This is a genomic window from Halocynthiibacter sp. (assembly GCF_049608145.1).
GTDB lineage: Bacteria > Pseudomonadota > Alphaproteobacteria > Rhodobacterales > Rhodobacteraceae > Halocynthiibacter.
The window spans coordinates 140,266-150,781 of sequence record NZ_JBMYXF010000002.1 but is presented as its reverse complement, the minus strand read 5'-3'; the positions used below and the strand labels follow the sequence as shown (position 1 = coordinate 150,781).

Here is a 10,516-nt window from a genome sequence, read left to right as displayed (position 1 = left end):
TGCCATTCTTTATCTCCTTCATAGCAAACATTGCTCGAAAGAGACCGGAACTAAAACGCGACAAGACCATTCTGTCTGAGATCGTTCATGACGTAGTGTCCGAGATCACGCCAGGAATGACGACAAGGCAAATAGATGAAGCCATCCGGTTAAGGATTGTTTCGAATGGTCTAATACCGACAATGCTGGGCTACCGAGGTTTTCCAGCAGTATCTGCAATATCAGTCAGTCCGGCATTGTTGCATTCTCCGCCGAGTGGTCAAACAGTCTCAAATGGAGATCTTCTTACAATTCAAACCAGCGCAAGTTCCAATTTTTCGCATGCTTCCTTGGGCTTCACCTTTCCAGTCGGCTGCATCTCGAGAGAAGGACATAATGTTGTTTCTGGTTGTCGGCGCGCTCTGGAGAACGCTATCAAACGTGTTAGGGCCGGAGTTAGAACGGGCGAGGTGTCTCACGAAATCCAACAATCTTTAGAAGCATTTGGTTTGGCTCCCATTCGAGATTTTGTGGGTTATTCAATGGGGCGAGAACGCATTCAAGCCCCGCAAATTCTTGGGTATGGCCCACCTACTCGTGGAGACGTACTAGAGGCAGGAATGATTTTAAACATTCATGTCATTGGCTCGAGTGGTGACTTTCGAACGCGGGTTGATCCGGACTTATGGACGGTTCGCATGCGAGACGAAGCTCTTGCTGCCATAGCTACGGCAATGGTTTTGGTGCAAGAAGACGGCTATAAGGTTCTAACGCGTTTGCCAGAAGTTAGCTCGGTCATTGATGATTGTTCCTCTTAAACTCAAGAAGTGTAACGTTTCCGGGCGCGTGCTGTAACTTCATCAACAGCATTTTATCCTAGATAGTTGAACTTATATTTCTGCTCGATAAATGTCTGCTTTTTGCTTTAACTACTTAGCAGCAACGGCTGCTTCGGGCTGGGAACTGCCGTTAGACGGGCTTGGCATCAGCAGCGGCTTTGGGCCGTTCACGTCGCCCTTAGTTCACTGAGTTATTACACTGCGAACCCTGCTCCTGCGCGCAGCAGCAAGGCTGCAACCGCATCCACGCGCGCTGGGTTTTCCAGTATGATTTCCAGCGGTGAACGGTTATGTAAGAGCAGGTGTTTGCGCAGGATAAAGCGCTTTGCTGCGTCTTTGTCTCCGCCGTAAAGACCGCTGGCGTTTTCCAGAATAAGTTCAATCGCCTCAAGACGATCTACGATCTCAGGTTTATGTTGCGTGCCAGCTTTGTATTGGCTTTCAAAGCTGGCCTCCGACACGATCGCAGCTATGGCTTTGCAAAGGGCTTCGTCGGACAGAATGTCCATTTGTCTGGTCTCAGCTGTCATATCAGGACCTTGGTTTTCATCGTTGGTCATTTGTATCCTCATATAAGGTTTGGACCTGTCGCGCATCAGCACGCCGACTTTTCCAGACACTTTTTTCCCGCAGGTAAGAACCGCGCAGGTCAATCACTTCATCCAGATAACCGATGGAAATATTACGGATTTCAATTTCATGAACCTTCGCGCAGATCCTGCGGTGGGAATGGGCAAAGAACCACACATCGGGGCGGTGCTGTTCGATCATGCTATCCAGGTCTGAGTGAAAGGCGGCCGAAAGTGTGTCGATCTCTCCGGCGGCGGCCGGATGCGGGCCATGATGCGTTACGACCACGGTCTTACCACCCTTTCCGATTGGATGGGGGCTGGCCAGGCTATCATCCAGCCAGGCGCGATGATCCTGATGCACACGCAGTATTTCTCTCGGTTTCAGGCGGCGCTGTTGCCACATGATCGGGAGATCTTCCCAGGATACTCTGGGATCAACCGGTGCTCCAATCCAATCATAATCCGCCATGCCCCGGTCAGCTTCATGCATGGCAATGGAAGCATCGCCGGACAGATTAAAATCCGTCCACAATGTGCAGCAAAAGATCCGCGTGTCGCCATGCAGCAGCGCCTGTTTCTGCACAAAATGCGCACCGGCATTCTCTGCCGCTTTCTTCAAAGCAGGATCATCGCTCAGAAGCCCACCGTAATAATCATGGTTTCCCGGCAGCGCATAAATCCGTTCCGGTTGGATAAATTTGGACAGATAGTGGAACACACGCGCCCAGTTCTTAGCCGGCCCGTTTGTCAGATCACCAGCGAGGATCAGGGCATCAGCATTCTCAATAATATCCTGCAGCGCACACATATTGATCGGGCACAGGGCGAAGCGGCGGAAGCTGTCATAGTGCAGGTCGCCAAGGACCACGATTTTACCGCTATGGTACGGAATGTCTTGATAATTCATGGTATGATCTCAGTTCAATGTCGGACGATTGGAAAGGGTCTCGGCGCGGTCCAGCATGCGGCTGACGGTGCGCAGGCTCAGCTCCGAACCTCTGATCGCACCGCAGTCAAAGACATCCATCAGCGCCCCCAACGCGGGGGCTGGCAGGCTGCGGCGCTTCCCTTCGATCTCTGCAAAAACACGCAGCTGATCCGGCGTCAGGCCAGGCAGATCCAGCACAACACATCGACTTTGCAGCGGCGATGGCAAGCCATTTCGACTGTTCGCGGTCATCACCCAATTCGCCCAGGACATGTCAAACCTGATCTGGAAATACGGGCATTCCCAGGCCTGCGCCGTCATACGTTCCAGCAGCGGCAACAGCGCATCTGTCAAGGTGTGGCGGGATCCATGCGCCGACGTCACATTCCCCGATTTTTCCACCTCATCAATAATCACAAGTGGCCCGGCGTGCCGTTCCGACAAGACGGTATGGATGAGCTTGCCGGATGAAGCCGTACTCCAGCCTTTCTGCGTTCCCACCAGCGAGAACGACCCAGGCTCCCCCGTGGCTTCAATCGTCGTGACAGGCACCGCCAGATGGTGTGCCAGGCGCCGCGCCCAATGGCTTTTGCCAATCCCGGGCGGCCCAACCAGAACCAGCGGGTTGAACCGCAACCCCGGCAAGCCCTCCCGGGCCGAGGCCCGCAGACCATGCCAGACCTCCTCGGTTGCGCGCGCCATCCAGGGCATCTCAGCATGCAGGGCGGCAGCAATTTCATCCGCCTCATGTTCCGTTTCAATCCGGGACACCGGCAGGCCACCGCGCAATGGGGCCAATTTAGCTTTCGCATCAGAGTTCAGATGGGCCATGCCGGATTTGTTTCCCAGCAGCTCCAGATAACGCAAGGCCCGGCGCTCAATCTTGAGGCGGTCAGGCTTTTCGATCAATTCGCGCCAGTTGGGGATTTTATGGGGGTTAAGCTTCACGGCCGTCAGGTTGTTGTCCTGCTTTAACGCCCGCAGTGTCCGCAGGAACATCTGCAGGCGATTTTCAATGACGTGAACGCTTGGTAGTTCGCCAATGAACCTGATGGGGCTGACGGGGATCAGAGTGGTGGAACGAGTCAAAACAGAATCCTTTCAAAGCCAGGAAAATCTGCCCGGCAAATAGCCTCCGCCGCATTTGGCGGGGCTGATGAATATGAAAGGTTCCGGAACCTGTGGGTTTTTTAGAGAATTTTTGCACCACCATTGCAAGTGGTCGGCTGAAACACAGCCATACGCCGTCAGGTTTCAGCGCCAAAAAACAAAAAACGCCTAAGACGTTGAAAACAAACAAAACCACTGGCGATCAATTCGCCAGTGGTCATTTGATGTGTGTCGAGAGGACAAAAAACACCCTTGAATGGCCAAGTTATGGTGTGTCTCACAACAACAACAGCGACAGGTAAAATCACCCACACTTACTGTGGCCACAGCTGCGGCAGGTCATACAACCTTCAACCATCTGCAAGTCGAACTGACCACAGCTCGGGCAAGCTTTTCCACGTGGGGTGCCGCCGATTTGCACGACGTCAGCTTGAGGGTCAGATTTCAGCCCCATGCCTTCACCAGCGATAAAGCCTGTGCTGATCAGATGTGTTTCAATCACGCCACCAATGGCCGCCAAGATTGAAGGCACGTATTTGCCCTGCATCCATGCGCCACCACGTGGGTCAAACACGGCTTTCAACTCTTCCACGACAAAGCTCACGTCACCGCCACGACGGAAGACCGCAGAGATCATCCGTGTCAGGGCAACGGTCCAAGCGTAGTGTTCCATATTTTTGGAGTTGATAAACACTTCGAACGGGCGACGCTGACCGGAAACAATCAGATCATTCACGGTCAGATAGATTGCGTGCTCAGAATCTGGCCACTTCAGCTTGTAGGTGTGACCTTCTAAGGACTGAGGACGATCCAGAGGCTCAGAAATGTATACAACATCCGCACCTTCATCAGCTTCTGGTGTTTTCTCGCTGTCCTCAGACACGGACAAAACAGACCCCGTCACATCATTCGGGCGATAGGTGGTACAGCCCTTACAGCCGCTGTCCCAAGCCTGCATATACACCTCTTTGAAGTCATCAAAGTTGATGTCTTCCGGGCAGTTGATGGTTTTAGAAATGGAGCTGTCGATCCATTTTTGCGCCGCAGCCTGCATGCGTACATGCGCTGCAGGGGCAAGCGTTTGGGCGTTCACGAAATAGTCGGGCAATTCTTTATCACCAAACTTATCGCGCCACATTTGCACTGCGTAATCAACAACTTCTTCTTCAGTACGCGACCCATCTTTCTGCAGAACTTTGCGCTTATAGCTGTAAGCAAACACAGGTTCGATGCCGGAACTGACATTGCCCGCGTAAAGGCTGATTGTGCCGGTTGGCGCGATAGAGGTCAGCAGGGCGTTACGAATGCCATGTTCAGCAATCTCAGCTCGTACATCATCGTCCATCTGCATCATATTGCCCGACGCTAGGTATTTGTTCGCATCGAACAGCGGGAAGGCGCCTTTTTCCTTCGCAAGGTCCACTGAGGCCAGATAGGCGGCGCGGGCGATACGTTTCATCCAGCTTTCCGTCTGACGCGCCGCGTCCTCTGATCCATACTCAAGACCCGTCATCAAAAGTGCATCCGCAAGGCCGGTCACACCAAGGCCAATACGACGTTTTGCTGCTGCTTCACGTGCCTGGGCTTCCAGCGGAAAACGGGAGGCATCCACAACATTGTCCATCATGCGCACGGCTGTTGCGACCAACTCGCTCAGCTGTTCTTCATCCAGATCTGCGTTCTTTTCAAACGGGTTTGCAACCAAACGCGCAAGGTTGATAGAGCCCAGCAAACACGCGCCATATGGTGGCAGAGGCTGTTCACCACACGGGTTGGTGGATGCGATATCTTCGCAGTAGTTCAGGTTGTTCATCGCGTTAATACGGTCGATGAAAATCACGCCTGGTTCAGCTTGGCTGTAAGTTGACTGCATGATCTGGTTCCACAAATCACGTGCGTTTACAGTGTGATAGACCTTTCCATCAAATTTCAATTCCCACGGGCCATCTGCTTTCACAGCTTCCATGAAATCATCTGTGATCAAAACCGACAGGTTGAACATACGCAGACGGGCCGCGTCAGATTTCGCCGTGATGAAATGTTCGATGTCTGGGTGATCGCACCGCATGGTCGCCATCATCGCGCCACGGCGTGACCCTGCGGACATGATTGTGCGACACATTGCGTCCCAAACATCCATGAAAGAAAGCGGGCCGGATGCATCGGCAGCGACGCCTTTTACGTCGGCGCCGCGGGGGCGTATGGTACTGAAATCATAGCCAATTCCGCCGCCTTGCTGCATGGTCAGCGCGGCTTCTTTCAGGTTGTCAAAAATGCCGCCCATGCTGTCAGGCACAGTGCCCATAACAAAGCAGTTAAACAAGGTGACAGCGCGACCGGTGCCCGCGCCCGCAGCAATACGGCCAGCCGGCAGGAATTTGAAATCTTCCAGGGCAGCGTAGAATTTTTCTTCCCAGGATTTGCTGTCTTTTTCAACGTCCGCAAGTGACCGCGCAATACGACGCCAGCTGTCCTCAACACTTGCATCAATGGCAGTGCCGTCAGCATTTTTCAGACGGTATTTCATATCCCAGATTTGTTCGGCAATCGGGGCGGCAAAACGGCTCATCGCTTCTTCCTGACATCAGTAAAGGGTGTTATTTTAGGGTGTCTGAATAGCTTGTGCTTCCGCAGAGCGTCAATAATTTTATCGTTGCAAAATCAAAATATAGTGATTGCATGGCGAAAAATCACCATATATAGGCAGATCTATGGGCCATCTACATATCCTTAAATTATGCGTAGGAATCGATTCCGTCGATCATTTGCGCCAGTCCCGGGCCGCACAGAGCCCATCCGGCGGGCATACACCCACGCGACATGTGACGCGCATGTGGCCAAAACGAGAGGCAGAGATTCTCTCTGGTGGCTCGCTGTACTGGGTCATAAAGGGCGTTGTTCAGGCACGCCAGACGATTCTTCGATTTGATGAAATTATCGGTGCAGATGGCATCCGGCGTTGCGCAATTATCATGGATCCAGAAATCATAGAAACCGCCCCTACCCCGCGCCGTGCGTTTCAAGGCTGGCGTTATCTTAAGGGGGAAGATGCCCCGGTTGATCTGCCAAAATCGCGGGCATCAGATGATGACCTGCCAGCGGATCTTGCAACCGCGCTGGCAGATATCGGATTGCGCTGAAAACACGCTGTGCAGGGCATGCACAATCTATGCACATGCTATGCATACACCATACATACACAGCGCGCGCAGGCTTAACCTTTTACAGGCCGAGCACAGCCGTCAATTCCTTCAGAATGTCTTTCTCGCCATTCTTCCAGCCTGCCTTGCGAGATCGCAGCAATGTTGCCTGTGACCGATGCACCAAGCCATCCGGCAGAATCTTTAGGTGATTGGCACGCAGGGTTTCACCGGTGGATGTGATATCCGCGATGACTTCGGCTGTTTCATTTTTTACCGCACCTTCAGTTGCGCCCTGACTGTCGACCAGCTGGTAATCCGCAACACCATGTTCACGCAGAAACTCACGGATCAGGCGGTGGTATTTTGTGGCAATGCGCAGACGAAACCCATGTTCCGCCCGAAAGGCGGCTGAGGCCGCATCGAGATCTTCCAGAGATTCGACATCAACCCAGAATTTTGGCACGGCAATAATCAGATCCGCCTGGCCAAACCCCATGGGTGCAAGTTCTTCGACCTGGCTTTCCCAGGCGGCAAGTTTTTCACGCACAAGATCCGTGCCCGTCACACCCAGATGGATACGCCCGGCGGACAGTTCGCGCGGCATTTCACTGGCGGAGAGCAGAACAAGTTCCACACCTTCCACGCCAGATACGGCACCGGCATATTCACGGTCAGATCCGCTGCGCGACAGTTCCACACCGCGTTTGCCAAACCAGGAAAATGTTTTTTCCATCAGCCGTCCCTTTGACGGCACACCAAGTTTCAGGGTCATCACACGCCCTCCGCATCAAGCAACAGATCCGGGCGGATCACACCACCCACCGCCGGGATCGAACGCCCCTGCCCCAGCACACGTGTCAGCGCATCATAGCGCCCCCCCGTGGCCACCGGTGGCTGGCCCGGCTTCAGGAAGCTGAAAACAAACCCGTCATAATATTCCATCGAACTGCGGCCATGGCTTGCATCAAAATCAAGATTTGCGACATCAATCCCGCGTTGCGCCATCGCGTTCAGGCGTGTTTCCAACCCAACGATCGCATCATTCACCTTCGGCAAATCCACCGCGATATCACGCAATGTGCTGAGAGCATGGGGTGCAGGCGCGCGCAATGAAAGGATTTCTTCCAGCATCTCGGCCTCGGACCGCGAAATTGGGGCTTCTTGCGCATCTTCAGAGATCACAGCCAGACGCGCGCGCACGTCAGCGTCGGACCGGATACCAACCTGAGCGCCTGCGTTTTCCATCAGAACATCAATGGAATTGGTTTCCATCAGATCCAAAAGTTTCGCACGCGTTGCAGGCAAAGCCGTACGCCCGGAATAACGATCCAGCAGACTGCGGAATTTACGCGGACGCCAGATATGGCGCAGCAATGCGTTTTTCCGGCGATCCGACGCGGACAGGCCCGCAATTGCAGCGCGCAAAATGCCCATGTCACCGGTCACGGCGGACAGGCCTTTGCCACGCAACACGCCGTTGAACAATGCAAAGACTTCGGCATCGGCCCCGGCGGGATCATCGCGATCAAAGACTTCATAGCCGACTTGCAGATATTCGCTGGCGCGGCCCAGGTCTTCTTCCTGACGGCGGAAGACTTTGCCGGAATAGGTGTAACGCGCGGGTTCTGCCCCGTGGTTCATATGCATCTGCACCACAGGCACGGTGAAATCCGGGCGCAGCATCAATTCACCGCGCAAAGGGTCGGATGTCACATAAGCACGGGCGCGAATGTCTTCGCCGTAGAGATCCAGCAGAACTTCGGCCGGCTGCAGCATGTCTGCTTCGACCGGGGTTGCGCCAGAGGTTTCAAAAAAGCTGCGCAATCTGGCAGCTTCGGCAGCCAGACGCAGGGCGCCATCACTTGTGTTGGTCATCCCGCATTTCCTTCAAGAATTTTGCGCACCTCAGCTACCAGATCCGCACGGGAAATTTCGCGTTGCGCCGGCTGGGCTTTCCATTCCTCAAGCGTGGCGCTTTCGGCGATTTTTGCCCCCAGAACCAGGTCTTTGATCTGCACGACACCGCGTTCGGCTTCGTCTGCGCCTTGAATGACGGCAACGGGTGAGTTGCGCTTATCTGCGTATTTCAGCTGATTGCCAAAGTTTTTCGGGTTGCCCAGATAGACTTCGGCACGAATGCCAGCTTGGCGCAGATCAGACACCATCGTCTGATAATCCGCCATGCGGTCGCGGTCCATCACGGTCACAACCACGGGACCCGGGCCAGCCGTTGCCGCGCGGCCCTTCATGCGCAGGGCCGCCAACAGTCGATCGACACCAATGGAAACACCGGTTGCAGGCACGGCCTGACCGGTGAAGCGTTTCACCAGATCATCATAACGACCACCACCCGCGACAGAGCCGAACTGACGCGTGCGGCCTTTTTCATCCTGAATGTCGAAGGTGAGTTCGGCTTCAAACACTGGACCTGTGTAATAGCCAAGGCCACGCACGACGGAAGGATCGATGTCTACCTGATCGGGGCCATAGCCCTGGGCATCCAGCAGATCCGCGATCTGTTGCAGTTCCTTCATGCCTTCCGCACCGATGGCAGATTCGCCCACGGCCTGGGCAAGATTTGCCAGGGTTTCAGCCGTGGTCGCGCCTTTGGATGTCAAGAATGCAATCACAGGGTCGGCCTGATCCGCCGCAAGGCCAACGCCATCAATGAACGCACCAGAGGCATCTTTACGCCCCTCGGTCAGCAGTTCACGCACGCCGGTTTCGCCGACTTTGTCAAACTTATCGATGGTGCGCAGCACGTCATTGCGTTGCGCATCATCAGACAGGCCCATGATTTCAAGCACACCGTTCAGAACCTTACGGTTGTTCACGCGCACGATATAGTCACCGCGGTTGATGCCCACCGCTTCTAGAACATCTGCAAGCATTGCACAGATTTCGGCGTCCGCTGCCACAGAAGGCGCGCCCACAGTGTCTGCGTCGCATTGATAGAACTGGCGGAAACGGCCTGGGCCGGGTTTTTCATTGCGCCAGACGGGGCCCATCGCGAAACGACGATAAGGCGTGGGCAAGTCATTGCGGTGTTGGGCATAGACGCGGGCCAAAGGGGCGGTCAGATCGTAACGCAAAGCCATCCAATCACCATTGCCGTCGTCTTCATATTCTTGCCAAGCAAACACGCCTTCGTTGGGACGATCCACATCGGGCAGGAATTTACCCAAGGCTTCCACCGTTTCCACAGCTGAACTTTCCAGCGCGTCAAAACCATAGGTATGATACACAGAACCAATCGCATCGAGCATCGCTTTGCGCTCATGCACCTCATGTCCAAAATAGTCGCGGAAGCCTTTAGGGGTTTCTGCCTTGGGACGCGGAGATTTCTTAACTTTGGCCATTGGTCTTACCTTTGGATCATATTTCACGCGCACCTGTAACGCGCGCGCAGGCGCGGGGCAAGGTGACTGGCGTTCTGAAGATCGATCTGCGGCCTAAAGCGGCAGTTCTGTTGTCGATTTAAGCTGTTTAAGTGAAACAGAGGACGCCACCGCCCCCACAGAAGGGTTGCGCAACAAATTATGCGTCATGAAATCTTCATACGCGGCCACATCACGCGTGCGGATTTTAAGGATATAATCGGCACTGCCCGTCAGTTTGTGACATTCCTGAATTTCAGCATGGTTCTTCACAAGGGAATCAAACTTGGCAATGGCCTGTTCGGAATGATCCGCCAGGGTGACATTGGCAAAGACGCAAAACCCGGCATCAATCTTATCCGGATCCAGCAACACCACGCGCCCACGGATCACGCCACGGGCTTCGAAATCCTGCAAACGACGCCAGGCCGTGCTCTGCGCCATGCCAGAGCGTTCTGCCAATTCCGTCACGGAAAGCGATGCGTCGCGCTGAATTTCCCGAAGCAGCACCTTTTCCTGATGAGATAAATCCATATTAGCACCCTATATGAAATTATTTTCCAAATCC

At 54.1% G+C, this 10,516-nt stretch carries 10 protein-coding genes; 2 read left to right on the top strand and 8 right to left on the bottom strand.

The window, feature by feature from the left end; all coding sequences use genetic code 11:
• Positions 1-797, top strand: a 797-nt coding sequence (locus ACPGUT_RS01815) for a M24 family metallopeptidase (RefSeq protein WP_423988534.1), incomplete at its 5' end; no start/stop codon positions are given.
• Between the two features lie 215 nt (positions 798-1,012).
• Here the strand turns inward: ACPGUT_RS01815 and ACPGUT_RS01810 are convergent.
• From ACPGUT_RS01810 to ACPGUT_RS01795, 4 genes are all read right to left on the bottom strand, one after another.
• On the bottom strand, positions 1,013-1,378 hold the full coding sequence (locus ACPGUT_RS01810; RefSeq protein ID WP_423988533.1) for a hypothetical protein: 366 nt from the start codon (positions 1,376-1,378) through the stop codon (positions 1,013-1,015).
• The gene (locus tag ACPGUT_RS01805; RefSeq protein ID WP_423988532.1) at positions 1,365-2,297 is read right to left on the bottom strand and encodes a metallophosphoesterase; all 933 of its coding nucleotides are present in this window, start codon (positions 2,295-2,297) and stop codon (positions 1,365-1,367) included. The genes ACPGUT_RS01810 and ACPGUT_RS01805 overlap by 14 nt, the downstream gene beginning before the upstream one ends.
• Positions 2,298-2,306: 9 nt before the next feature.
• Positions 2,307-3,407 (bottom strand): AAA family ATPase, encoded by a 1,101-nt coding sequence (locus ACPGUT_RS01800; protein WP_423988531.1) that lies wholly within the window; start codon positions 3,405-3,407, stop codon positions 2,307-2,309.
• A 325-nt stretch (positions 3,408-3,732) separates the two neighbouring features.
• Complete coding sequence (locus ACPGUT_RS01795) at positions 3,733-5,997, bottom strand: adenosylcobalamin-dependent ribonucleoside-diphosphate reductase (RefSeq protein ID WP_423988530.1); 2,265 nt, start codon at positions 5,995-5,997, stop codon at positions 3,733-3,735.
• 142 nt (positions 5,998-6,139) lie between these two features.
• Here ACPGUT_RS01795 and ACPGUT_RS01790 point away from each other — a divergent pair, with 142 nt between their 5' ends.
• Entirely contained in the window at positions 6,140-6,568 is a 429-nt protein-coding gene (locus ACPGUT_RS01790) for a DUF1489 family protein (protein ID WP_423988529.1), read from the top strand.
• An 82-nt stretch (positions 6,569-6,650) separates the two neighbouring features.
• On the opposite strand, the gene hisG is transcribed toward ACPGUT_RS01790, so the two are convergent.
• The 4 genes from hisG to ACPGUT_RS01770 form a co-directional block, all read right to left on the bottom strand.
• Positions 6,651-7,343: an ATP phosphoribosyltransferase gene (hisG, locus tag ACPGUT_RS01785; protein WP_423988528.1), complete on the bottom strand. Its 693-nt coding sequence runs from the start codon at positions 7,341-7,343 to the stop codon at positions 6,651-6,653.
• Positions 7,343-8,446, bottom strand: a complete 1,104-nt coding sequence (locus tag ACPGUT_RS01780; RefSeq protein ID WP_423988527.1) for an ATP phosphoribosyltransferase regulatory subunit — start codon at positions 8,444-8,446, stop codon at positions 7,343-7,345. The genes hisG and ACPGUT_RS01780 overlap by 1 nt, the downstream gene beginning before the upstream one ends.
• Positions 8,443-9,930 carry a histidine--tRNA ligase gene (gene hisS / locus ACPGUT_RS01775; RefSeq protein ID WP_423988526.1) on the bottom strand — a complete coding sequence of 496 codons (1,488 nt, stop codon included), beginning with the start codon at positions 9,928-9,930 and terminating at the stop codon, positions 8,443-8,445. The genes ACPGUT_RS01780 and hisS overlap by 4 nt, the downstream gene beginning before the upstream one ends.
• A gap of 93 nt (positions 9,931-10,023) precedes the next feature.
• The gene (locus ACPGUT_RS01770; protein WP_423988525.1) at positions 10,024-10,482 is read right to left on the bottom strand and encodes an Lrp/AsnC family transcriptional regulator; all 459 of its coding nucleotides are present in this window, start codon (positions 10,480-10,482) and stop codon (positions 10,024-10,026) included.
• Between the last annotated feature and the right edge of the window lie 34 nt (positions 10,483-10,516).

Excerpts from the sequence above, each read along its gene's own strand:
- ACPGUT_RS01795 (WP_423988530.1), bottom strand. The coding sequence starts at position 5,997 with ATGAGCCGTTTTGCCGCCCCGATTGCCGAACAAATCTGGGATATGAAA.
- hisS (WP_423988526.1), bottom strand. The coding sequence starts at position 9,930 with ATGGCCAAAGTTAAGAAATCTCCGCGTCCCAAGGCAGAAACCCCTAAA.
- ACPGUT_RS01770 (WP_423988525.1), bottom strand. The coding sequence starts at position 10,482 with ATGGATTTATCTCATCAGGAAAAGGTGCTGCTTCGGGAAATTCAGCGC.
- ACPGUT_RS01790 (WP_423988529.1), top strand. The coding sequence starts at position 6,140 with ATGGGCCATCTACATATCCTTAAATTATGCGTAGGAATCGATTCCGTC.
- ACPGUT_RS01805 (WP_423988532.1), bottom strand. The coding sequence starts at position 2,297 with ATGAATTATCAAGACATTCCGTACCATAGCGGTAAAATCGTGGTCCTT.
- hisG (WP_423988528.1), bottom strand. The coding sequence starts at position 7,343 with ATGACCCTGAAACTTGGTGTGCCGTCAAAGGGACGGCTGATGGAAAAA.
- ACPGUT_RS01810 (WP_423988533.1), bottom strand. The coding sequence starts at position 1,378 with ATGACCAACGATGAAAACCAAGGTCCTGATATGACAGCTGAGACCAGA.
- ACPGUT_RS01780 (WP_423988527.1), bottom strand. The coding sequence starts at position 8,446 with ATGACCAACACAAGTGATGGCGCCCTGCGTCTGGCTGCCGAAGCTGCC.